Raw genomic sequence first — 22,149 nt, forward strand, 5'->3', positions numbered from 1 at the left:
GATGGCCGCATGACCGACAGTTTCGTCACCCAGTGCCCGCATTGCCAAGCCCGCTTTCGCGTCAGCCACGCCCAGTTGAGCGTGGCCCGTGGCGTGGTGCGCTGCGGCTCGTGCCTGCAAGTGTTCAACGCGGCTCGCCAGTTGCTGGAGCAACGCGCTCAAGCACCTTTACCCGCACCTGCGCCGGAACCTGAACAACCGACCGCCGTCGAGGCAGCACCCGCGACGCCACGGCCCATCAGCCAGAAGCAGTGGACCGCCGAAGTACTGGACCTGGATAACCTGGACCTGGACGAAGAACTGGCCAAGCTGGAACGCCGTGAGATTCAGCATACTCAGCCATTGAACGCAGAGCGCCGCCAGGCGGGCCCCGACCGCCGGCAAAAAGACGCCCTCAGCGCCAGCCGCGACACCGCCAAGGCCGAGGAAGAAAAATGGGCCGCCAGCCTGTTCAGCGAACCGCCGGAAGAACGCGCCCAGGCCAATGACGCCGAACCACCCTCTGCGACCCGGCAGCGCACCGAACCGTCCATGTCGCATCCTATCGACGATCTGGATGATGAACCGCCGCTGAGTTCAGGCCCTGAGGATGAGGTTTTCGACCCGCCCGTGACGCCGGTCATCGACGAAGTGGAAGAGCCCGCTCCCGAGGAATCACAGCCGCGCCGCAAACAGGCACGGCCGCAGGCAAGCGTTCACGACGACGTCCTCCAGGACCTGGAAGACGATCCGCTGCACCTTTATTCACAGAAACGTCCGTCAGGCTGGGGCCGTCGACTGCTCTGGCTGCTGCTGGTAGTAATCGCCGCCGCCGGCCTCGCCGGCCAGTACATCGCCTACCAATTCGACGACCTGTCGCGCCAGGATGCCTACCGCCCCTGGTTCCAGCAGTTGTGCCCGAAATTGGGATGTACGGTGCCATCACGGGTCGACATTGCTCATATCAAGAGCAGCAACCTGGTGGTGCGCAGCCACCCGGAATTCGCCGGAGCATTGGTGGTGGATGCGATCATCTATAACCGTGCGACGTTCTCCCAGCCGTTTCCGCTGCTGGAACTGCGTTTCGCGGACCTGAACGGCAACCTGATCGCCAGTCGTCGCTTCAAACCCGCCGAATACCTGAGCGGCGAGCTGGCCGGCGTGAGCGAAATGCCCTCGCAGACCCCCATCCACATCTCCCTGGACATCCTCGACCCAGGCAATAAAGCCGTGAATTACAGCCTGAGCTTTCACTCGCCCGAGTGAAGCGGTGCACAACCGAAGGTTTGGCGACGGATTATTGACTGCATCTCCGCCGACCAAACCGACGGCGATAAAGAAATAGCTGCTCAGATTTTATCCAATTCAGCCTTTATCCAGTCATCGAGAGCGGGTATCATGCCAACCCTTTTTCGAACTCTAATGATCCGGCCCCACAACAGGGAAGTCCTATGTCGGCGGTACGCATCGGCCCATACACATTGCAGAACGGCTTGATTCTCGCCCCAATGGCGGGCGTCACCGACCAGCCCTTTCGTCAGTTGTGCAAGCGTTTGGGCGCGGGTCTAGTAGTCTCGGAAATGGTCACCAGCGACATGAGTTTGTGGAATACCCGCAAATCGCGGATGCGCATGATCCACGAAGGTGATCCCGAGCCCCGCTCGGTACAGATCGCCGGTGGTGATGCACAGATGCTGGCGGATGCGGCCCGGGCCAATGTGGAACTGGGTGCGCAGATCATCGATATCAACATGGGTTGCCCGGCCAAGAAGGTCTGCAACAAGGCCGCCGGTTCCGCGCTGTTGAAAGATGAGCAGTTGGTTGCCGAGATCCTGCAGGCCGTTGTTGGCGCAGTGGATGTGCCGGTCACGTTAAAGATTCGCACCGGCTGGGACCGGGACAACAAGAACGGCCTGACGGTGGCGAAGATCGCCGAACAGGCAGGAATTACAGCGCTGGCGGTGCATGGTCGCACCCGCGCCGACCTTTACACCGGTGAAGCCGAGTACGACACCATTGCCGCGATCAAGCAGGCGGTGTCGATGCCGGTCTTTGCCAACGGCGATATCGACTCAGCCGAGAAAGCCCGGCGCGTGCTGCACGCAACCGGTGCCGATGGCTTGTTGATTGGCCGGGCTGCCCAGGGGCGGCCGTGGATTTTCCGTGAGGTCGATCACTTTCTGCGTACCGGCGAAGTCTTGCCGGCACCGGAGCTGATCGAGGTGGAACGTATTCTGCTAGAGCATCTGGCCGCCCTGCACGCCTTCTATGGGGACGTGATGGGTGTACGCATTGCTCGCAAGCATGTCGGCTGGTATCTCGCAACCCTGCCGGGCGCCAGGGAGTTTCGCGCCCACTTCAATCGTTTGGATGATACGCAAGCACAGGTCACCACCGTTCGAGAGTACTTCAGCGAGCGCGAAAAGAGCCTGAGGACAGGGAACGGAGAGGGGGTGGCCGCATGACGATGATGACCGAGACTTTAGTGAGTGGAACAACACCCGTGAGCGACAACGTCAATTTGAAACAGCACCTCAACACACCGAGCGAAGAAGGCCAGACCCTTCGCGGGAGTGTCGAGAAGGCGCTGCACAATTATTTCGCCCACCTTGAGGGCGCTTCCGTCACGGACGTGTACAACCTGGTCCTCTCGGAAGTCGAGGCGCCCTTGCTCGAAAGCGTGATGAACTACGTCAAGGGCAACCAGACCAAAGCCAGTGAGCTGCTGGGCCTCAACCGGGGCACCTTGCGCAAAAAGCTCAAGCAGTACGATTTGCTGTAAGCATTCAATCAACCCAGAAAGGCGCCCGCGTAAAAACGGTCGCCTTTTTTGCTGACTCCTTTGCTTTTGATGGAAATTGAAATGACCGACCAGACTACCCGCCTTCCGATCCGCCGCGCCTTGATCAGTGTTTCTGACAAGACCGGGATCCTCGAATTTGCCCGGGAGCTGGAAGCTCTGGGTGTGGAAATCCTCTCCACGGGCGGGACCTTCAAACTGCTGCAGGACAACGGCGTGGCCGCAGTAGAAGTCGCGGACTACACCGGTTTCGCGGAAATGATGGACGGTCGGGTCAAGACCCTGCATCCGAAAATCCATGGCGGCATCCTCGGCCGTCGCGGTATCGATGACGCCATCATGAGCGAGCACGGCATCAAGCCGATCGACCTGGTCGCCGTCAACCTGTACCCGTTCGAAGCTACCATCAACAAGCCAGGCTGCGACCTGCCGACCGCCATCGAAAACATCGATATCGGCGGCCCGACCATGGTGCGCTCGGCGGCCAAGAACCACAAAGACGTGGCCATCGTGGTCAACGCCGGCGACTACGGCCAAGTGCTGGAAAGCCTGAAAGCCGGTGGCCTGACCTACGCCCAGCGCTTTGACCTGATGCTCAAGGCGTTCGAACACACCGCCGCCTACGACGGCATGATCGCCAACTACATGGGCACCGTGAACCAGGCCGCGCAAACCCTGAGCACAGAAGGCCGCAGCCAGTTCCCGCGGACCTTCAACAGCCAGTTCATCAAGGCCCAGGAAATGCGCTACGGCGAGAACCCGCACCAGAGCGCGGCGTTCTACGTGGAAGCCAAGCCGGCCGAAGTGGGCATCGCCACCGCGACCCAACTGCAAGGCAAAGAGCTTTCCTACAACAACGTGGCCGATACCGACGCCGCGCTGGAATGCGTGAAGAGCTTCGTCAAGCCCGCCTGTGTAATCGTCAAACACGCCAACCCATGCGGCGTGGCCGTGAGCCCGGACGCAGAAGGCGGGATTCGCCAGGCGTATGAGCTGGCCTACGCCACCGATACCGAATCGGCCTTCGGCGGCATCATCGCCTTCAACCGTGAACTGGATGCCGAAACCGCCAAGGCGATCGTTGATCGTCAGTTCGTCGAAGTGATCATCGCGCCAAGCGTGAGCGAAGAGGCACGTGCCATTGTCGCCGCCAAAGCCAACGTACGCCTGCTGGCCTGCGGCGAATGGTCGACCGAGCGAGCCGCTGCCTGGGACTACAAGCGCGTCAACGGCGGCTTGCTGGTACAGAGCCGCGACATCGGCATGATCAGCAGCGCCGACCTGAAAGTGGTGACCCAGCGCGCCCCGACCGAACACGAGATCAACGACCTGATCTTCGCCTGGAAAGTGGCCAAGTACGTCAAGTCCAACGCCATCGTCTACGCCAAGAACCGCCAGACCATCGGTGTCGGCGCTGGCCAGATGAGCCGTGTGAACTCGGCGCGTATCGCCGCGATCAAGGCCGAACACGCTGGCCTGCAGGTTGCCGGTTCGGTGATGGCCTCCGACGCATTCTTCCCCTTCCGTGACGGTTTGGACAACGCCGCGAAAGCCGGCGTAACCGCCGTGATCCAACCGGGCGGCTCGATGCGCGATGCCGAGGTGATCGCCGCGGCCGATGAAGCCGGCATTGCCATGGTCTTCACCGGCATGCGCCACTTCCGTCACTGATCGATCGTTCCCACGCTCCGCGTGGGAACGCAGCCTGGGACGCAGAGCGTCCCAAAGCGTGACGCAGAGCGTCACAAGAGGCATTCCCACGCAGAGCGTGGGAACGATGACCCAAACGAGGTTTTTGAAATGAATGTTTTGATCATTGGCAGCGGTGGCCGTGAACACGCCCTGGCCTGGAAAGTTGCCCAGGACCCACGCGTTCAGAAAGTCTTCGTGGCCCCCGGCAACGCCGGCACCGCGATTGAAGCCAAGTGCGAAAACGTCGCCATCGACGTGCTGGCCCTTGAGCAACTGGCCGACTTCGCCGAAAAGAACGTCGCCCTGACCATCGTCGGCCCGGAAGTCCCGCTGGTTGCAGGCGTCGTGGACCTGTTCCGCAGCCGTGGCCTGGATTGCTTCGGCCCAACCGCCGGCGCGGCCCAACTGGAAGGCTCCAAGGCGTTCACCAAGGATTTCCTGGCTCGCCACAAGATCCCGACCGCCGACTACCAGAACTTCACCGAGATCGAGCCGGCCCTGGCTTACCTGCGTGAAAAAGGTGCACCGATCGTGATCAAGGCCGATGGCCTGGCCGCCGGCAAAGGCGTGATCGTTGCCATGACCCTGCAGGAAGCCGAAGACGCCGTGCGCGACATGCTCGCCGGCAACGCCTTTGGTGAGGCCGGCTCGCGCGTCGTCATCGAAGAATTCCTCGATGGCGAAGAAGCCAGCTTCATTGTGATGGTCGACGGCAAGAACGTATTGCCAATGGCCACCAGCCAGGACCACAAACGCGTCGGCGACGGCGACACTGGCCCGAACACCGGCGGCATGGGTGCGTACTCCCCTGCCCCAGTGGTCACCAGCGAGGTGCACCAGCGCGTCATGGACCAGGTGATCTGGCCGACCGTGCGCGGCATGGCCGACGAAGGCAACGTGTACACCGGTTTCCTGTACGCCGGCCTGATGATCGACAAAGCCGGCAACCCGAAAGTCATCGAGTTCAACTGCCGTTTCGGCGACCCGGAAACCCAGCCGGTGATGTTGCGCCTGCAATCGAGCCTGGTGCTGCTGGTGGAAGCCGCCCTGGCCCAGGCGCTGGACAAGGTTGAAGCGCAGTGGGACCCTCGCCCGAGCGTCGGCATTGTGCTGGCGGCCGGTGGCTATCCTGCAGACTACGCCAAGGGCGATGTGATTGAAGGCCTGGACGCGGCAGCTGCGCTGGAAGGCAAGGTGTTCCATGCGGGCACCGCGCTCAAGGATGGCAAAGTCGTGACCGCAGGTGGCCGCGTGCTGTGCGCCACGGCAATGGGCGCCAGTGTCGACGCGGCGCAACAACAGGCATACAAGCTGGCGGCGAAAATCGACTGGAAAGGCTGTTTCTACCGTACGGACATCGGCTATCGCGCCATTGCCCGTGAACGTGGCCAGAACAGCTGAGCCGCTACTCTCCAGTAGCTATCCGTTCGGTTAGGTAAGGGCCTTCGGCCCTTGCCCTACACATGTCGCCCCGCGCATAGTTAACCCATGCATCACGTGCATCAACCTACGAAGGGATTTCGCCGTGCGCTGGCTCAGGATCGCCATAGGTTTCACCGTCAGCCTGCTGACACTGCTCTGCTTGTTCCCGGCCCAGGCCGCGGCGCAAGGCAGTGGTTGGGCGGTATTACTTGATGAACAGGCCGACCTGCAACTGAGCGACATCCGCTCCTCACGCTACACCAATCAATTCAGCCCCATCGAACTGGACCGGATTACCGCTGCGCAACCGGACGGCGCGTTGTGGGTGCGCTTCAGGCTGCAACCCGGCAAGCACGAACAAGTGCTGCGGGTGTTTGCCCCGGACTTGTCCCATCTGAGCCTGTATGTGCTGGACGGCGACACCCTGGTGGAACAACAGACCACCGGCACCCGCCAACCCCAGGTTGAAAGGCCGCTACCGAGCAGCGACTTCATGCTGCCGATGCCCCAGAGCCCCAAACCACTCGACGTCTACCTGCGCCTGGTGTCGGAGCATGAGCTGCGCCCCTATATCACCCTGGAGCCGGCCGTACTGGCGGCGGCCGACCAGCACCAGACGCTGATCTACGGGCTGCTGTTCGGCGTCCTCTTGATGCTGATCCTGCACAACCTCACGCGCTTCGCCTACCACCGCTCGCGGAGCAGCCTATGGCTGGCCGCCTGCGAGTTCCTGTTGATGCTCAGCCTGCTGCTGTTGCTCAACCTGATCGGGCCCTGGCTGCCGAACTGGCAAGCCATCCAGACGCCCGGCGCCTACCTCGCGCTATTGCTGACCGCCCCCTGCGGGCTGATGTTTGCCTACCGCTTCTTCATGCCGCTGGGCCCGCATCCGCTGAACAAACTGTTGATGGCGGACATCCTGTTCATCGTGCTGTGCGGTCTGCTGCTGTTGTTCGTCAACACCTTGCCGCTGAACATCATCACCTATGCCCTGGTCGCCCTGGCCGGGTTGAGCATGCTGTTCATCTCGGCCTACCACTGGCAGAAAGGCTATCGCCCGGCACGCTTGTTCGTGGCGGCCATGGTGGTGTTCAACCTCGGCACGCTGATCATCCTGCCGGCCCTGCTCGGCCTGACACTGGTGGCACCGCAGGGTTTGATCGTCACCCTGCTGAGCTTTATCTGCCTCAGTGGCCTGCTGATGAGCCTGGCCCTGGGCGAGCGCCAGCGCGCGATTGTTGAAACCCGTTTCAGCCTCAGCCGCGACCTGGCCGCCAGCAACGCCGAGATCGCGGCCAAGGCCGAGTTCCTGGCGAAGATCAGCCACGAAATCCGCACCCCCATGAACGGTGTGCTGGGCATGACCGAATTGCTGCTGGGAACGCCGTTGTCGGTCAAACAGCGGGACTACGTGCAGACCATCCACAGCGCCGGGAATGAGCTGCTCACGCTGATCAACGAGATCCTCGATATCTCCAAGCTGGAGTCCGGGCAGATCGAGCTCGATGATGTGCAGTTCGACCTCAACGCACTGATTGAAGACTGCTTGAGTATCTTCCGCGCCAAGGCCGAGCAGCAAAACGTCGAATTGATCAGTTTTATCCAGCCCCAGGTGCCTCGTGTGATCAGTGGCGACCCGACACGTCTGCGCCAGGCACTGTTGAGCCTGCTGGAAAACGCCCTGCAGAAAACCGACGAAGGCGAAGTGCTGATCGTCGTCGCCCTGGACGAGCGCAGCCCCAAGCCGCGCCTGCGCATTGCCGTGCAAGACAGTGGCGTCCCCATGGACGCCATCGAGCGCGATGCCCTGCTGCACAGCGAACTGCACAGCAAGAACTTCCTCTCGGCCACCCGTTTGAGTGGCCATCTGGGCCTGGTCATCGCCCGCCAACTGATCCTGCTGATGAACGGCGAGTTCGGCATCAAGAGCAGCAGCCATCAGGGCAGCACCCTGTGGTTGACCCTGCCGCTGGACCCGGAACGTCTGGAACACCCGACCTCCGACCTCGATGGCCCGCTCAAGGGCGCACGGGTGCTGGTAGTGGACGACAACGACACCTGTCGCAAAGTGCTGGTGCAGCAATGCTCGGCCTGGGGCTTGAACGTGAGTGCCGCGCCCTCCGGCAAAGAGGCCCTGGCCTTGTTGCGCACCAAGGCGCACCTGCGCGATTACTTCGATGTGGTGCTGCTGGACCAGAACATGCCGGGCATGACCGGCATGCAGCTGGCGGCAAAGATCAAGGAAGACCCGAGCCTGAACCACGACATCCTGCTGATCATGCTCACCGGCATCAGCAATGCGCCGAGCAAGATCATCGCGCGCAATTGCGGGATCAAGCGCATTCTCGCCAAGCCAGTGGCCGGGTATACGCTCAAGACCACCCTGGCCGACGAGCTGACGCAGCGCAGCAAAGGCAACGTGCCGCCACGCCCCGTCCTCAGTGCACCGGCAGCCATCACCGTACCTGCCGATTTCCGCATCCTGGTGGCTGAAGACAACAGCATCTCCACCAAGGTGATCCGTGGCATGCTCGGCAAGCTCAACCTCAACCCGGACACGGCCAGTAATGGCGAAGAGGCGCTGGAGGCGATGAAAGCCCAGCGTTACGACCTGGTCCTGATGGACTGTGAGATGCCGATCCTCGATGGCTTCTCGGCGACCCAGCAACTGCGTGCATGGGAAGTCAGCCACCAGCGCATCCGCACGCCGGTCGTGGCGCTGACGGCGCACATTCTGTCGGAACACAAAGAACGCGCACGCCTGGCCGGGATGGATGGGCATATGGCCAAGCCGGTGGAATTGTCGCAGTTACGTGAGTTGGTGGAATACTGGGTGGCGCAGCGTCAACAGCGCCCGGAACACGCCCCCTCCTGAGAAACTTGTAGTGAGCGGGCTTGCCCCGCGCTGGGGGGCGGAGCCGCCCCAATAACAACGCCGCAGTGTTTCAGAAAGACCGAGGTGTCTGGTTTTAGGGCGGCTTCGCCACCCAGCGCGGGGCAAGCCCGCTCACTACAAAGCCCCTTGCAGATTTGGTGTGTGCCGCCTGATAGACTCCACACACTTTATCCGCCACGAGCCACTCACATGCTCCACGTGTTATTCAGCGTCTACCTGAAAATGCTGGTGCTCTACAGCCCGTTCTTCGTGCTGTCCTGTTTTATCAGCCTTACCCGGGGTTATTCCAGCAAGGAGCGTCGGCGCCTGGCGTGGAAAGTGGCGCTGGCCACACTGGTGTCGAGCGTGCTGCTCTACCTGTTCGGCCGCGTGATTTTCAGTGTCTTCGGCATCACGGTGGATGCCTTCCGCATCGGCGCCGGTAGCGTACTGTTCATTTCCGCCCTGGGCATGGCCCAGGGCAAGTCGGCGGTACAGGCCGACAATGTGCAGCAGGACGTGACCATCGTACCGCTGACCATCCCCCTCACGGTCGGCCCCGGTACGATCGGCGCCCTGCTGGTGATGGGCGTGAGCCAGCCGCATTGGGATGACAAGATCATGGCCATCCTCAGCATCGCCCTGGCCAGCCTCACGGTCGGTGTGGTGCTGTATTTGTCCAACCGCATTGAACGCATTCTTGGCGACCAGGGCTTGCAGATTGTCAGCCGGCTGATGGGGTTGTTCGTCTGCGCGCTGGCCGCGCAGATCATCTTTACCGGCGTGCGCGGTTACCTGGTGCCCTAGATGCGGTACTTGGCGATCGCCAGTTGCACCTTGTCTCCCGCACTCTCGCGCATCAGCTGAAGGGTCTTTTCGTTGACCACCGTGGTGTTCAGCACCAGGCAGGTCTGCCCGCTGAAAGCCTCGAACGAGGAGCTGTCCCACTCCAGGAAGGGCAAGCCCACCTGTTTATCCACGCCACGGGTGCTGTAGGTCACCAGCACCATCATCAATCCACCCTCTGTTTGCGCACAAGACGCCAGGCCAAAATCACCGCCCTGATGCACCGAGCTATTGCGTTTGAACAACTCGAACGACGCCGGCGTCTGCTTCAACGCCTCCAATGCATCGGCCGCCAGTTTCGGCAGCGCAGTGAGCAGCGGCCCGGACAAGGCACTCGACGCCAGCATGCCGGCGATGAGGTTCAGCGCCGCCAATTGCACGGTCAGGCCCTTGCCCATACGTGAGACCCGCTCGAAGCTGCTGCGCACCGGCAACCACCCCAGGCTGACCATCACCTTGATGAATTCGTCGTACCAATCCTCGGTTCCACGGTGCACTTTCAGCACATCGCTGACGTAGCTGCTGGCCAGCAAATAGCTTTTACGCACGTACTCCCTGTTCAGGCCGGACAAGCCTTCGGCAAACGAGATGACGCCATTGTTGACCACGGCTGCATTGAAGTCGTCCTCGGCGTCCTGCGGTAAAGCCGCCTGCCTGGCTGACGCTCCCGGCAGTTTGTAGGCAGCAATCAACTTGCGCCGTTTTGTACTGCTGATCCCTCTGTGATGTCGCTCCATTTTGATTCTCCACAAGCACCCCAACTCGGGGCTTATGTCCACCCTAGTCCACGGGCTGATGGGCTTTCCAGACGCTATAAATCCCTTGGCCCAACCCGACGAAGCGCGCTGCCCAGCAATCACGCCGCGTCACGGGCAGGCTTGCGGATTTCGTCGCAGAAAAAAGAAAAAGCCCCGAACGACGCCAGGAAAATCCCTGGGTCATTCGGAGCTTTCCGGCGACCAATAAAGCGTTTTCAGGACGCAGGCTTTTCGCCGTACCAGCGCGGTGTATATACCCATTGACCGCCACCGGCACGCGGGAATGTGCAGGTAGTGGACGAGCCGACCAACACCATGGTGCGCATGTCCACCTGCTCCGGCGTCAGTTGCCCCAACGTAGTGACACGCAGGGTCTGGCCCGGACGACCGATATCGCGCCCCAGCACCACGGGCGTTTCAGGCGTGCGGTGCAGTGCCACGATTTCCAGTGCACGCCCCAGCTGCCACGGGCGTGAGCGGGAGATCGGATTGTAGAACGCCAGCGCCAGATCGGCCTGGGACGCGAGGTCCAGGCGTTTTTCGATGATCGACCACGGCTTGAGGTTGTCCGACAGCGACATCACACAGAAGTCATGGCCCAACGGCGCCCCCGCCTGGGCGGCGGTGGCGAGCGAGGCCGAGACACCCGGCAGGATTTGCAGGTCGACCTGATGCCACGTCGAGTCGGTGGACTCGTGCAAAGCCTCGATCACCGCGGCGGCCATGGCGAACACGCCCGGGTCGCCGGACGACACCACCACCACCGAGCGCCCCTGGGCCGCCAGCTCGAAAGCGTGGCGCGCGCGCTGCATTTCTTCGCGGTTATCGGTGCAGTGCTGCACCTGATCGTCACGAAACGGGCCGGCCATGCGCACGTAGGTTTCATAACCCAGCACGTCGGTGCAACGCGCCAGTTCAGCCTTGACCGCCGGCACCATCAACTCGGCTGCGCCAGGGCCCAGGCCGATCACGGCAAGGCGGCCACGCACCCGGCCGACTTGCGACAGGTCCAATGGTTGCTCGGCGACATCGATGACGATATCGGCATCGCGGCCGGCACTGACGAAACGCAGCGGTACACCCAGCTCCAACGCCGCTGCGTGCAACGACGCTTCAGCCATGTGCGTATCGCTGGCCAGCAGGCACGCCAGGGATTGCACGGCGATACCCGCCTCACGCAGCGCCGTGCGCACACGCTCAGCCAGTTGTGCACCTGGTTTGCAGGTCACGCTCACGTTCTTCGGATAAATCAGCAATTCATCGGGCGCAGGGCTGCGCTCGGCATTGCCCACGTGAATCGCCAGGCGTGCCTGTGCGTCCTGGGGCAGGTTGGCCTGGTCCAACCACGGCGCCACGCCCTCGATGCGTACCCTTTCACCGGCCAGCAGGTCGGAAACGAAGCGCTTGCCCAGCTCCAGATCCGCCAACTCATAGCCCTTGGGCGGGTTAAGCAGGCAAGTGCCGAAACGCAGCTCGCCACTGGTGGTTATCGCAGCGGCCACCTGCAGCGCAGCGCCAATGTCGCGTGCCATGACGTTCACGCCGCCCAGCCCGCCGAGCAGCGGCACCACGGCGCTACCGTCTTCGGCAACCGCCAGCACGGCGGGTTCTTCGCCCTTTTCCAGCAGCAGCGGCGCCAGGGTGCGGATCACAATGCCGGCGGCGCACAGCGCAATCAGCGGCGTGCCTTGTTGATAGAGCTGGCGCAGGGTCGTACCGAACTCACTGTAGACACTGTCGGCGCCGTCGACCCGAGCCGCCAGGCCGTAGATCAAGGCGCCGGGGTACACCTGCTGGATCTTGCGCGCAGTGGCCAGGCTGCCCTGGCCGAGGATGACAATCGCTGGGCTCATCAACCTTGCCACCGTTCACCGGGTACGATGATCAACGAAAAGTACGGCGACGAAGCCGGATCCACCTGGTCCAGCGGTACGATCTTCTGGTTGGCCATGGTCGCGCGCTCCACATACAGCGCACGCTTGGCCAGGCCGAGCTCTTCGAGCACCTGGCGCACCTTGGGAAAGTTGCGCCCCAACTTCATGATCACCGCGGCATCGGCGTCCGCCAGGCGGCGCTTGAGATCGTCGTGGGGCAACACGCCCGAAAGCACCGACAAGCTCTGGTTGCGATACACCAACGGCGCGCCGAGCACCGACGCACCACCGAGCATCGAACACACCCCCGGAATGACCTGCGCTTCATAGCGTTCGGCCAGGCGGTCGTGCAGGTACATGTAGGAGCCATAGAAGAACGGGTCGCCTTCGCAGATCACCGCCACGTCGCGGCCGGCGTCCAAGTGCGCGGCCACGTCGACACTGGCGGCGTCGTAGAAATCGCTGATGACCTGTTCATAGGACATCGGTGCCGGCAACACCTCGGTGGTCACCGGGTACACCAGCGGCATCAGGGTCTGTTGCGGCACCAGGTGCTCTTCGATGATGCCGAAGGCGTTGCCCTTCTTGCCCTTGGCCACGAAGTACGCTACCACCGGCGATTCGCGCAGCAGGCGCAGGGCCTTGAGGGTGATGAGTTCCGGGTCACCGGGGCCGACGCCCAGGCCGATCAAACGTCCGCGTGCCTGCATCATTCGACCTCCGTGGCCAAGGCGTTGACCGCAGCGGCAGCCATCGCACTGCCGCCCAGGCGGCCCTGCATGATCACAAAGGGCACGCCACGGCTATCGGCTGCAAGCATGGCCTTGGATTCGGCAGCGCCGACAAACCCCACCGGAAAACCCAGGATCAATGCCGGTTTCGGTGCGCCGGCGTCGAGCATTTCCAGCAAGTAGAACAAGGCCGTCGGCGCGTTGCCGATCACCACCACGCTACCTTCCAGGTGCGGGCGCCACAGCTCCAGGGCGGCAGCGGAACGGGTGTTGCCCAGCTCCCGCGCCAATTGCGGCACGCTGTCGTCGCGCAAGGTGCAGATCACGCGGTTATTGGCCGGCAGGCGTGCTCGGGTCACGCCTTCGGAGACCATTCGCGCATCACACAGAATCGGCGCGCCAGCGGCCAACGCAGCGCGCCCGGCCTGGCCCGCGCCTTCGGAAAACTGCAGGCCGTCGATTGCCTCGACCATGCCGCACGCATGAATCACGCGCACCGCGAGTTTTTCCAGGTCGGCCGGGATGCGGTCCAACTTGGCTTCCGCGCGAATAATGGCAAAGGAGTTGCGATAGATCTCCTGACCGTCGCGGATGTAATCAATCATCGGTGTTGCTCCGTGGGCGGGCGCGTAGCAAGGCGCCCGTCGCTTCAATGGAAAGGTTGTGCGCGTGCAGCCGGCCGAAACCGGGTTGGGCTGGATCACGAAAATAGAGGTCGTAGTGGCCCGGGCTTACCGCCAGCAGCGTGACCGGCGCGGTGTGCGCGGCGGCGCAGGAACGCGGGCAGCCGGACAGGTGCACGTCATGGCCGGGGTGCAACGCGGCGAGTTGCACCGCGTCAGCCTTGGTGTCGGCCAGGGCTTTGCCGCAGCCGCTGGAGCCGGTGCAGGCGATCATGCGCGCCAGGGGCTGCTCGATAGAACAGAGAAAGCCCAACTGCGCCAGGCGTTGGGTCACTGCGTGCGGCTTTTCGACGTAGGGCAGCAGCACGCCTTGCCAAGGCGTGAAACGCAAGGTGCCGTCGCCGTACTCGTTGGCCAGTTGCGCAGCGCCTTTGAGCATCGTCGAATCCAGGCGGCCCAACGGGGCGATAGCGGCGACGTAGAACTGGTTCTTTTGCTCCTGTGGATAGGTTCCGAGGTGCAGCAACGCACCGCTGGGCGGGCGTTTGAAGCCGTCGGTGGGCAGCAGCGGCAGGTTGAGACGGCCCAACACACTCTCCACGGGCAGATGGCGCATGCGGGTTTGCGCAGGGCTCGCCAGATCGAGGAACGCTTCCAGGACCGCCACCACCAGGGCATGGCCCTGCTCCAACGGTACGGCGCCCAACGGCGCATTCAGCCCAGGGCAACCGGCCAGGCCGAACGCGAGCAGCGTCTGGCCGTCGCGTACAAACGCCGACAGCCACAGATCATGATGATGTTCGAGCATCGCCAGGGCTTCGCCACCATCCAGTTGCACCGCGAACTTGGCCGACAGCTCATGGAAGCGCGGGTGGCTTTGCAAGGTGGCGAGAATCTGGTCGGCCAACTGGCGAGTGTCGAACAGCATTTGCGGGTCGATACCGGCGCTGGGGCTGAGCATCAGGTTGCGCACGTCGTCGCCGCCGGCGTTGCGGGGGCCAAGGCCCGCGGCCAGCAGCGTCGCAATCAGCGCTTCCTGGTCGGCACCGATTCCGCGAATCTGCAGGTTGGCGCGGTTGGTCGCCTCGATCACCCCACCGGCATAGGCCTGGGCCGCGTCTGCCACGGCGCTGGCTTGGGCGGCGGTGATTGAACCGCCCGCCAGTTTGACCCGGCAAATGCCGCCATCCAGCGCCTGGACAATACGCAGCAACCCCGGACAAGCCGAGGGGCGCAAGGTATTCACAGCGGGCGTTGGGTTCACGGGGCTACCGGTTGACGGGTCAAGGCGCGGTATTATGCCTGCTTTGTCCGGCGGCATGAAAAGCCTGCCCGTCGGATGTCGTTCAAGGAATTCATATGTCGCCCTGGCTGACGGTTGTAGGCATCGGTGAAGACGGCTTCAAGGGGCTGGGCAGGAATGCCCGGCATGCCCTGTTGCGCGCCACGCGGATCATAGGCGGCCAGCGCCAGCTGGACCTGTTGCCGGTATGCATTCGGGGTGAGCGCCAAGTGTGGCCAAGCCCGTTTTCCCTGGAGCCGGTGCTGGCTCGGCGTGGCGAACCGGTGTGCGTGCTGGCCAGCGGTGATCCGATGTTCTATGGCGTGGGCGCCAGCCTGGCGCGGCAGGTGCCGGCGGCAGAGTTGCTGATAGTGCCGGCGCCGTCGTCGGTGTCGCTGGCGGCGGCGCGATTGGGCTGGCCATTGCAGGAAGTGGTGACGTTATCCGTGGTGGCCCGGCCCTTGGCGGCGCTGAATATGCACTTGGCCAGCGGCGCGCGGTTGCTGGTGTTGAGCAACGACGGTCGCAGCCCTGCTGCGATCGCCTCGTTGCTGGCTGAATCCGGGTTCGGGCCCAGCCGGTTGAGCGTGTTTGAACACCTGGGCGGCGCGGACGAGCGGCGTATCGACGGTTTGGCGGCTGATTGGCAACAGGCTTCTGTCGCCGATTTGAACCTGGTCGCCATCGACTGCGTAGCCTCCTGCGCAACACCCCGCCTGTCACGCCTGGCGGGCCTGCCCGATTCCGCCTTCAAGCACGACGGTCAATTGACCAAGCGCGACGTGCGCGCCATGACCCTCGCCCGCCTCGCGCCGATGCCCGGTGAACTGCTGTGGGATGTGGGCGCGGGCAGCGGCTCCATTGGTATCGAATGGATGCGTGCGCACCCCAGTTGCCGTGCGCTGGCGATTGAAGCGGATGAAGGTCGCCAGGGCCTGATCGAACACAACCGCGATGCGCTGGGCGTGCCTGGGCTGCAACTGGTTCGCGGCAAGGCTCCCGAGGCGTTACGCGGTCTGGAAGCACCGGACGCGATCTTCATCGGCGGCGGCGTCACTCGCGACGGCGTGCTCGAGACCTGCTGGCAACAGCTGCGGCCTGGTGGAAGGCTGGTCGCCAATGCCGTGACCCTGCAAAGCGAAATGACCTTGATGAACTGGCGCGCCCAGCATGGCGGCGAGCTGACCCGTGTCCATGTGGCGCAGGCGCAGCCGCTGGGCGAGTTCGATACCTGGCGCCAGGCGTTGCCGATCACGCTGCTTGAAGTGGTCAAGCCGCTATGAAACGCATCTTGCTGCTGGGCGGCGTGACCGAGGCGCTGGCTATTGCGCGGACTCTGGGGCCGGAGCATATCTACAGCCTGGCCGGGGTGGGCCGCGTGCCGACCGACCTCACGTGCCAGGTGCGGGTTGGCGGCTACGGCGGGGCCGAGGGCTTGGCGGCGTTTGTTCGGGACGAGGGGATTGGCCTGATTCTCGACGCGACCCACCCCTACGCGGCGCAGATCAGCCGCAATGCCGCCGAGGCTGCACAGTTGAGTGGCATCCCTTGCTGGGCGCTGCGGCGTCCGGCATGGCAGCCGCAGGCCGGGGATGATTGGCGTGAGGTCAGCGATTGGGCCGACTTGATCGCAGCCCTGAAACCCTTCAAGCGCCCCCTGTTCACGTTGGGCCGCGAACCGTTGCAGCACCTCGATGAAATCCCGGTTGACCAGTTCTGGACACTGCGCGCGCTGGACGTGTATCCGGGGAATGAGCGGTGTGAAGTGATCGGCGCGCGTGGGCCGTTTTTGATCGAAGACGAACGCGCGTTGTTTGAACGGCGCGCGATTGATGTGTTGATCAGCAAGAACAGCGGTAGCGCAGCGACGGAGCCGAAGCTGGAAGTAGCGCGGGAGCGAGGTGTGCCGGTGCTGGTGTTGAAGCGGCCGGTGTTGGCTGCGGTGGACCGAGAGTTCCTGTCGCTCGCTGAAACAATCGATTCGTTGGCAGATTTCATTAGGTAGATCAGGATCATTCGCCACCCTCTATCCAATCTGTTTGTTACCTCAAGGGACGGCGATGAACCCACAATACGAAGTGCTAAACTCCAGCAGCAGTTCAAGCCAGGCCCAACGCTATCCAGGAGCTGACATGATAGAAGTTAAAGACGCCGTTAAAGTTGCGAAGGCAGCAGCAAACGATTTTCTCGGGCAGGAAATGGCGTTGAACGATTTAATGCTTGAGGAAGTAGAGCTGGATCCAGATAACAATACCTGGGCAATAACACTGGGCTTCAACGTCCCAAACCCGAATAAACTCCAGAGAATTGGTGCCGCTCTTTCCGGAGAAATGTTTTCAAGAAAATACAAGACTTTCATCATTGATGCGCAGACTGGCGAATTCCGCTCCATGAAGATCCGCGAAATATGATGGACACCTACATCAAGCAATATCGAAGAAAAGGAATCATAGTCGACACCAACTTGTTACTGCTGGCACTGATAGGAGGAACGGCCAGCATCGTAGAATTCAAGAGAACACGCGGCTACAACCATGAAGACTATCAACTTTTGCTAAAAGTGATTGATCAGTTCGAAAAGCTGGTTTCAACCCCTCACATTCTCGCTGAAGTCAGCAACCTGACGAATGGACTTTATGGGAGCAAGCTTCACGATTTTTATGCAACATTAAAGAACTCACTTTCAACAATAATAGAGATTCATAATCCAGCCTTGGATATAAGTCGTGACTATGAACTTTCACCCTATGGCCTTACCGACGTCGGCATTGTTGCCGCAGCAAAAGATAATTACCTGGTGTTGACTGACGACCTTAGAGTCGCGGGATTTGCTCATCAGCACTGCGTAGATGTCGTCAACTTCAACCATATACGAGAAGCCAGCTGGGAGGTCTGAGACCTGCCCCACGATCATTCCCACGCATAAGCGCAGGAACGATCATTTATCGAACTGCTAACGACTCGCGGCTGCCGCCTGCCCTGCACCTTCGTGCACCCTTTCAGCGAGCAACTGCGCCAGCTCAATCAACTGCGCAACACCCAGCAATTCCTCACGTGGTGCACCTTCCAGGTTAAACGCAATATCGCAACTCAGTGCATTGGCCGAGGCGAGTGTTTCGCTGAGGTTGACCAACAGGTCCTCGGTGCTGATTTCATCGGCCACGGTGAAGAGCCGGATGGGGGGATTTGGGGTGGGTTTAATCATTGTGAAGCTCCTTAGAAAAGTGGAGCTGCCACTGATTCGCCGCGACGCGAGGGGGTGGCAGCTGTACGCAGGTTCGCGGACCGGTCCTAAGGCAACCCGGCATACCCGAAGGTATCCCGCGCACAGCCACCATTGCGCCGCACAGTAGACGATAAAAAAGCATCAACTGAAAGCAGACGATAGTGCTTTTGCTCTTAGAAAATCCGGGCCGCGACGCCCGACTGCTGGGTTCACAGCGGTGTACGGAGACTAGAGATCGAGTGTCCTAGGGGCAACCTCAAAGACTTGTCGGATATTTCTGCGAAAGACGTTCAAATTCAGGCCCAGAGCCTGAGGCGCACCAAACACCGCAAGTCCCACATTCAAACTGCGCAGCTTAGAAAATCGGCGTCCAATCGATTCCCCGTCTATCCTCAAACCCGGCACTGCGACACCAAACCACACCACCGCTTTTTACTTATCCCCCCCGATCAGGCTAAATACCCTGATCGTTAAACCCCTACGGATTGTCCGCCATGGCCCGTCAACGCTTTGCAATTGTGTGGATCGCCTGCCTTGCAGTGCTGTTCAACGCCTTTGCCATGCCGATGGCCGGGGCGATGCAACAGTCCCAGGACCCCGTGCAGCAATTGCTGTGGGGCAGTTTCTGCTCCTCCAATGGCGCCAGCCTGAAGACCATTGCCCTGGGCAAACTGGAGATTCCGGCGCCGCAGCAGGACGATCACTCCGCCATGCAGCACTGCTGGTGTTGCTCGGGCTCGGCGCCGTTGGTGGCGCTGCCGGGGCATGTGCCGCAGTTGTATGTCACCCGGTTCGACGCCGCGCAGAGCTTGCCGGCGCCCCAGTTGCAAACCCCAACCCCGCGCCAGCAATGGCCCAGCCTCAACCCTCGCGCCTCTCCAACGGCCTGATGTCTTCGCAAGTGAACTGCGTTTAGAACCGTTCTGGAGAACTGCCATGCTCAAATCTTCCCTGCTTCTGGCTGCGTTGCTGTTGCCGGTGTTCAGTGCCGCCAACGCCGAGGACTACAAGGCCGGCGACTTGCTGGTCAGCCAACCCTGGTCCCAGGAGTTGCCGCCCAATGCGCCGACCGTCGCGGCGTATTTTGTGATTCATAACACCGGTGAAACGCCGGACCGCCTGCTCAGCGTGCAAACGCCGGTGGCGGACAAGGCCGAGCTGCATGAGCATGTGATGCAGGGTGACTTGATGAAGATGCAGCAAGTACCCAGCGTGGCGGTGCCGGCCAAGGGCGAGCTGACCTTCGCACCGATGGCCTATCACGTGATGTTGCTGGGGCTCAAAGACCGCAGCCTGTTGACCGATGGCAAGCAGTTCCCACTGATATTGACCTTCGAAAAAGCCGGCAAGGTGCAGGTGCAGGTCTCGGTGCAGAAAGCACCGCCGATGGCCGGCCACGAGCATAAGCACGCCCAATAGGCTGACACACAATGGGCGCCCCTCGCGCCAGGCTATCGGTACACCGCCGCGTGAAGCGCGGCAGTTGGATCAGCCTGTTCGCCATGTTGATGATCTTTATCGGTCCGCTGATTTCCCAAGCGATGCCGATGGATCATCACGCCGGTATGTCGATGAGCATGCCGATGGAGCATGGCCAAGCCCATCACAAAAAAGCACCTGACGAACACCACGCACTCTGGGCCAAGTGCGGCTATTGCGACCTGCTCTTCAGCTGTCCGGCCTTGCCCGGCAGCGTTTCGCCGGTGCTGCTCGATACCCCGCCGCCCGCCAACGCCCTCACCCCCGCCACGCGCCTGGGCCATGCCCGGCAGAGCATCTTCCCCGGCGCCCGCAGCCGCGCCCCACCCATCCCTGCGTAAGCGCACCAAGCACCGTTACTTCACCCCGGCCGACTTTAGACAGACAGCCGCAGGCTGCTGGCCGTGTTGTTTACGAATGATTGATGGAATTTTTCATGTCCAGGTTTTCTGCTGACTCCCGTTTGGGATGCTCCCCCGTTTTCGCCGTTCTGTGCGGCGCACTGCTGGTTCCACAGGCCTATGCCGACGAGCACGAGTTGAGCCCTACCGTGATCACCGCGATCGCACCGAGCTCGCCGCTGACAGTCATCACCAACCCGAAAGACCCGCGCCAACCGGTGCCCGCCAGCGACGGTGGCGACTACCTCAAGACCATCCCCGGCTTTGCCCTGGTGCGCAATGGCGGCACCAATGGCGACCCGGTGCTGCGCGGCATGTTCGGCTCGCGCCTGAATATCCTCACCAACGGCGGCATGATGCTCGGCGCCTGCCCCGGGCGGATGGATGCGCCCACCTCGTACATCTCGCCGGAGACCTACGACAAGCTGACCGTGATCAAAGGCCCGCAGACCGTGCTCTGGGGCCCAGGCGCATCGGCCGGCACGATCCTGTTCGACCGCGAACCCGAGCAGTTCGGTGAGTTGGGCACGCGGGTCAACGCCAGCGTACTGGCCGGTTCGAATGGGCGTTTCGACAAGGTCATCGATGCAGCCGCCGGCGGGCCGCTGGGCTATGTGCGGGTGATCGGCAACCAGGCCCACGCCGATGATTACAAGGACGGCAACAACAAAACGGTCGCCTCACGCTACGACAAATGGAACGGCGACGTGGCCGTCGGTTTCACGCCCGACGCCGACACCCTGCTGGAACTCACCGCCGGGCGCGGTGATGGGGAAGCGCGTTACGCCGGGCGCGGCATGGACGGCTCGCAGTTCCTGCGCGAAAGCCTGGGCCTGCGTTTCGAGAAATCCAACATCGGCGAAGTGCTGGACAAGGTCGAAGCCCAGGTCTACTACAACTATGCCGACCACGTGATGGACAACTACAGCCTGCGCGTACCGTCGGGCACCGGCATGATGGCCGGGCCGATGGCCTCCAACGTCGACCGTCGCACCCTCGGCGCCCGCATCAAGGCCACCTGGCGCTGGGCCGATGTGCAATTGATCAGCGGCCTGGACGCGCAAACCAATGAACACCGCCAGCGCAGCAGCATGGGCATCGACACGTATAAAGATCTGCCGCGCAACAAGGACGCCAACTTCCACAACTACGGCGTGTTCGGCGAACTGACCTGGTACGCCGCCGACCGCGACCGCCTGATCACCGGGGCACGTCTGGACCGCGCCTCGGCCAAGGATTTTCGCCAGACCACCGGCTCGGGCATGATGTCCCGCCCCAACCCCACCGCCGACGACACGCGCGCCGATACCCTGCCCTCGGGCTTTGTGCGCTACGAGCACGATCTGGCTGACACACCCACCACCGTCTATGCTGGCTTGGGCCACGCCGAACGTTTCCCGGACTACTGGGAACTGTTTTCCCCCAACACCGGCGCGGCCGGCTCGGTCAACGCCTTCGATGGCGTCAAGCCTGAGAAAACCACCCAACTCGACTTCGGCGCGCAATACAAAACCGCCGACCTGGAAGCCTGGGCCTCGGGTTACATCGGCCGGGTGCAAGACTTCATTCTGTTCGACTACAGGCCGGGCATGATGGGCACCACCTCCCAGGCACGTTATATCGATGCACGCATCATGGGCGGTGAACTGGGCGCAGCCTACAAGCTGACGCGTAACTGGAAGGCCGACGCCACCCTCGCCTACGCCTGGGGCAAGAACAGCAGCGATGGCAAGGCACTGCCGCAAATGCCACCGCTCGATGCCCGTTTCGGCCTGACCTACAGCGAAGATGACTGGAGCGCCGGCGCCTTGTGGCGGGTGGTCGCGGCGCAGAATCGCATCGCCCCGAACCAGGGCAACGTGGTCGGCAAGGACTTCGACAAGAGCGGCGGCTTTGGCGTGTTCTCGCTGAACGCCGCGTACCGCATCAATAAGAATTTCAAGGTCAGCACCGGCGTCGACAACCTGTTCGGCAAGGCTTATGCCGAGCACCTGAACCTGGCCGGTAATGCCGGGTTCGGCTACCCGGCCAACGACCCGCAAGCCCTCAAGGAGCCGGGGCGCACCCTCTGGACCAAAGTCGACATGAGCTTCTGACCGCCTCGCGGGCAAGCCCCCTCCAACATTTGCAATGCATTCCAATGTGGGAGGGGGCTTGCCCC

Annotated in this window: 21 protein-coding genes; 15 read left to right on the plus strand and 6 right to left on the minus strand. The window is 62.2% G+C overall.

Annotated features, from left to right (window positions below):
- Nucleotides 1-9: 9 nt before the first annotated feature.
- The 7 genes from MJP36_RS26970 (at nt 10) to MJP36_RS27000 (ending at nt 9,575) form a co-directional block, all read left to right on the plus strand.
- Nucleotides 10-1,245 (plus strand): DUF3426 domain-containing protein, encoded by a 1,236-nt coding sequence (locus MJP36_RS26970; RefSeq protein ID WP_244384475.1) that lies wholly within the window; start codon nt 10-12, stop codon nt 1,243-1,245.
- Between the two features lie 185 nt (nt 1,246-1,430).
- Nucleotides 1,431-2,444, plus strand: coding sequence for a tRNA dihydrouridine synthase DusB (gene dusB, locus MJP36_RS26975; RefSeq protein ID WP_060755024.1), 1,014 nt, complete (start codon nt 1,431-1,433; stop codon nt 2,442-2,444).
- A complete protein-coding gene (fis, locus tag MJP36_RS26980) occupies nt 2,441-2,761 on the plus strand; it encodes a DNA-binding transcriptional regulator Fis (RefSeq protein ID WP_002555375.1) in 321 nt (106 codons plus the stop codon). Before dusB ends, fis begins: the two co-directional genes overlap by 4 nt.
- 81 nt (nt 2,762-2,842) lie before the next feature.
- Complete coding sequence (gene purH / locus MJP36_RS26985) at nt 2,843-4,450, plus strand: bifunctional phosphoribosylaminoimidazolecarboxamide formyltransferase/IMP cyclohydrolase (RefSeq protein ID WP_244384477.1); 1,608 nt, start codon at nt 2,843-2,845, stop codon at nt 4,448-4,450.
- A 129-nt stretch (nt 4,451-4,579) separates the two neighbouring features.
- Nucleotides 4,580-5,872 (plus strand): phosphoribosylamine--glycine ligase, encoded by a 1,293-nt coding sequence (gene purD, locus MJP36_RS26990; protein WP_060755026.1) that lies wholly within the window; start codon nt 4,580-4,582, stop codon nt 5,870-5,872.
- A 124-nt stretch (nt 5,873-5,996) separates the two neighbouring features.
- A complete protein-coding gene (locus MJP36_RS26995; protein ID WP_060755027.1) occupies nt 5,997-8,768 on the plus strand; it encodes a hybrid sensor histidine kinase/response regulator in 2,772 nt (923 codons plus the stop codon).
- Nucleotides 8,769-8,978: 210 nt separating this feature from the next.
- Complete coding sequence (locus MJP36_RS27000) at nt 8,979-9,575, plus strand: MarC family protein (protein WP_060755028.1); 597 nt, start codon at nt 8,979-8,981, stop codon at nt 9,573-9,575.
- On the opposite strand, the gene MJP36_RS27005 is transcribed toward MJP36_RS27000, so the two are convergent.
- The 5 genes from MJP36_RS27005 to cobG form a co-directional block, all read right to left on the minus strand.
- Nucleotides 9,572-10,351: a hypothetical protein gene (locus tag MJP36_RS27005; RefSeq protein ID WP_090367042.1), complete on the minus strand. Its 780-nt coding sequence runs from the start codon at nt 10,349-10,351 to the stop codon at nt 9,572-9,574. The two genes, MJP36_RS27000 and MJP36_RS27005, sit on opposite strands and share 4 nt — an antisense overlap.
- 236 nt (nt 10,352-10,587) lie before the next feature.
- The gene (cobJ, locus tag MJP36_RS27010) at nt 10,588-12,225 is read right to left on the minus strand and encodes a precorrin-3B C(17)-methyltransferase (RefSeq protein WP_244384479.1); all 1,638 of its coding nucleotides are present in this window, start codon (nt 12,223-12,225) and stop codon (nt 10,588-10,590) included.
- The gene (locus tag MJP36_RS27015) at nt 12,225-12,956 is read right to left on the minus strand and encodes a precorrin-2 C(20)-methyltransferase (RefSeq protein WP_104995397.1); all 732 of its coding nucleotides are present in this window, start codon (nt 12,954-12,956) and stop codon (nt 12,225-12,227) included. Before MJP36_RS27015 ends, cobJ begins: the two co-directional genes overlap by 1 nt.
- Nucleotides 12,956-13,582, minus strand: a complete 627-nt coding sequence (locus MJP36_RS27020) for a precorrin-8X methylmutase (protein ID WP_104995396.1) — start codon at nt 13,580-13,582, stop codon at nt 12,956-12,958. The genes MJP36_RS27015 and MJP36_RS27020 overlap by 1 nt, the downstream gene beginning before the upstream one ends.
- Nucleotides 13,575-14,921: a precorrin-3B synthase gene (gene cobG, locus MJP36_RS27025; RefSeq protein ID WP_244384481.1), complete on the minus strand. Its 1,347-nt coding sequence runs from the start codon at nt 14,919-14,921 to the stop codon at nt 13,575-13,577. Before cobG ends, MJP36_RS27020 begins: the two co-directional genes overlap by 8 nt.
- A gap of 38 nt (nt 14,922-14,959) precedes the next feature.
- Here cobG and cbiE point away from each other — a divergent pair, with 38 nt between their 5' ends.
- From cbiE to MJP36_RS27045, 4 genes are read left to right on the plus strand one after another with little or no spacing between them, the layout of a single operon-like run.
- Complete coding sequence (gene cbiE, locus MJP36_RS27030) at nt 14,960-16,165, plus strand: precorrin-6y C5,15-methyltransferase (decarboxylating) subunit CbiE (RefSeq protein WP_244384483.1); 1,206 nt, start codon at nt 14,960-14,962, stop codon at nt 16,163-16,165.
- Nucleotides 16,162-16,887: a cobalt-precorrin-6A reductase gene (locus MJP36_RS27035; protein WP_244384485.1), complete on the plus strand. Its 726-nt coding sequence runs from the start codon at nt 16,162-16,164 to the stop codon at nt 16,885-16,887. Before cbiE ends, MJP36_RS27035 begins: the two co-directional genes overlap by 4 nt.
- 55 nt (nt 16,888-16,942) lie before the next feature.
- Nucleotides 16,943-17,293 (plus strand): hypothetical protein, encoded by a 351-nt coding sequence (locus MJP36_RS27040; RefSeq protein WP_244384487.1) that lies wholly within the window; start codon nt 16,943-16,945, stop codon nt 17,291-17,293.
- Nucleotides 17,290-17,778: a PIN domain-containing protein gene (locus tag MJP36_RS27045; RefSeq protein ID WP_060755037.1), complete on the plus strand. Its 489-nt coding sequence runs from the start codon at nt 17,290-17,292 to the stop codon at nt 17,776-17,778. Before MJP36_RS27040 ends, MJP36_RS27045 begins: the two co-directional genes overlap by 4 nt.
- A 57-nt stretch (nt 17,779-17,835) precedes the next feature.
- On the opposite strand, the gene MJP36_RS27050 is transcribed toward MJP36_RS27045, so the two are convergent.
- A complete protein-coding gene (locus MJP36_RS27050; protein ID WP_126851395.1) occupies nt 17,836-18,087 on the minus strand; it encodes a DUF6124 family protein in 252 nt (83 codons plus the stop codon).
- A 515-nt stretch (nt 18,088-18,602) separates the two neighbouring features.
- On the opposite strand from MJP36_RS27050, the gene MJP36_RS27055 reads away from it, so the two are divergent.
- The 4 genes from MJP36_RS27055 (at nt 18,603) to MJP36_RS27070 (ending at nt 22,084) form a co-directional block, all read left to right on the plus strand.
- Nucleotides 18,603-18,998: a DUF2946 domain-containing protein gene (locus tag MJP36_RS27055; protein ID WP_104995391.1), complete on the plus strand. Its 396-nt coding sequence runs from the start codon at nt 18,603-18,605 to the stop codon at nt 18,996-18,998.
- A gap of 46 nt (nt 18,999-19,044) precedes the next feature.
- Nucleotides 19,045-19,527 (plus strand): copper chaperone PCu(A)C, encoded by a 483-nt coding sequence (locus MJP36_RS27060; protein ID WP_198760928.1) that lies wholly within the window; start codon nt 19,045-19,047, stop codon nt 19,525-19,527.
- Nucleotides 19,528-19,538: 11 nt separating this feature from the next.
- Entirely contained in the window at nt 19,539-19,928 is a 390-nt protein-coding gene (locus MJP36_RS27065) for a DUF2946 domain-containing protein (protein WP_244384489.1), read from the plus strand.
- A gap of 95 nt (nt 19,929-20,023) precedes the next feature.
- Complete coding sequence (locus MJP36_RS27070) at nt 20,024-22,084, plus strand: TonB-dependent copper receptor (RefSeq protein WP_244384491.1); 2,061 nt, start codon at nt 20,024-20,026, stop codon at nt 22,082-22,084.
- Nucleotides 22,085-22,149 lie beyond the last annotated feature (65 nt).

The organism is Pseudomonas palleroniana, from assembly GCF_022836895.1.
Lineage (GTDB): Bacteria > Pseudomonadota > Gammaproteobacteria > Pseudomonadales > Pseudomonadaceae > Aquipseudomonas > Aquipseudomonas palleroniana.

What these genes read in the sequence shown, in the direction of transcription:
- MJP36_RS26970 (WP_244384475.1), top strand. Translation starts at nt 10, where the DNA reads ATGACCGACAGTTTCGTCACCCAGTGCCCGCATTGCCAAGCCCGCTTT.
- dusB (WP_060755024.1), top strand. Translation starts at nt 1,431, where the DNA reads ATGTCGGCGGTACGCATCGGCCCATACACATTGCAGAACGGCTTGATT.
- fis (WP_002555375.1), top strand. Translation starts at nt 2,441, where the DNA reads ATGACGATGATGACCGAGACTTTAGTGAGTGGAACAACACCCGTGAGC.
- purH (WP_244384477.1), top strand. Translation starts at nt 2,843, where the DNA reads ATGACCGACCAGACTACCCGCCTTCCGATCCGCCGCGCCTTGATCAGT.
- purD (WP_060755026.1), top strand. Translation starts at nt 4,580, where the DNA reads ATGAATGTTTTGATCATTGGCAGCGGTGGCCGTGAACACGCCCTGGCC.
- MJP36_RS27000 (WP_060755028.1), top strand. Translation starts at nt 8,979, where the DNA reads ATGCTCCACGTGTTATTCAGCGTCTACCTGAAAATGCTGGTGCTCTAC.
- MJP36_RS27005 (WP_090367042.1), bottom strand. Translation starts at nt 10,351, where the DNA reads ATGGAGCGACATCACAGAGGGATCAGCAGTACAAAACGGCGCAAGTTG.
- cobJ (WP_244384479.1), bottom strand. Translation starts at nt 12,225, where the DNA reads ATGAGCCCAGCGATTGTCATCCTCGGCCAGGGCAGCCTGGCCACTGCG.
- MJP36_RS27015 (WP_104995397.1), bottom strand. Translation starts at nt 12,956, where the DNA reads ATGCAGGCACGCGGACGTTTGATCGGCCTGGGCGTCGGCCCCGGTGAC.
- MJP36_RS27020 (WP_104995396.1), bottom strand. Translation starts at nt 13,582, where the DNA reads ATGATTGATTACATCCGCGACGGTCAGGAGATCTATCGCAACTCCTTT.
- cobG (WP_244384481.1), bottom strand. Translation starts at nt 14,921, where the DNA reads ATGCCGCCGGACAAAGCAGGCATAATACCGCGCCTTGACCCGTCAACC.
- cbiE (WP_244384483.1), top strand. Translation starts at nt 14,960, where the DNA reads ATGTCGCCCTGGCTGACGGTTGTAGGCATCGGTGAAGACGGCTTCAAG.
- MJP36_RS27035 (WP_244384485.1), top strand. Translation starts at nt 16,162, where the DNA reads ATGAAACGCATCTTGCTGCTGGGCGGCGTGACCGAGGCGCTGGCTATT.
- MJP36_RS27040 (WP_244384487.1), top strand. Translation starts at nt 16,943, where the DNA reads ATGAACCCACAATACGAAGTGCTAAACTCCAGCAGCAGTTCAAGCCAG.
- MJP36_RS27045 (WP_060755037.1), top strand. Translation starts at nt 17,290, where the DNA reads ATGATGGACACCTACATCAAGCAATATCGAAGAAAAGGAATCATAGTC.
- MJP36_RS27050 (WP_126851395.1), bottom strand. Translation starts at nt 18,087, where the DNA reads ATGATTAAACCCACCCCAAATCCCCCCATCCGGCTCTTCACCGTGGCC.
- MJP36_RS27055 (WP_104995391.1), top strand. Translation starts at nt 18,603, where the DNA reads ATGGCCCGTCAACGCTTTGCAATTGTGTGGATCGCCTGCCTTGCAGTG.
- MJP36_RS27060 (WP_198760928.1), top strand. Translation starts at nt 19,045, where the DNA reads ATGCTCAAATCTTCCCTGCTTCTGGCTGCGTTGCTGTTGCCGGTGTTC.
- MJP36_RS27065 (WP_244384489.1), top strand. Translation starts at nt 19,539, where the DNA reads ATGGGCGCCCCTCGCGCCAGGCTATCGGTACACCGCCGCGTGAAGCGC.
- MJP36_RS27070 (WP_244384491.1), top strand. Translation starts at nt 20,024, where the DNA reads ATGTCCAGGTTTTCTGCTGACTCCCGTTTGGGATGCTCCCCCGTTTTC.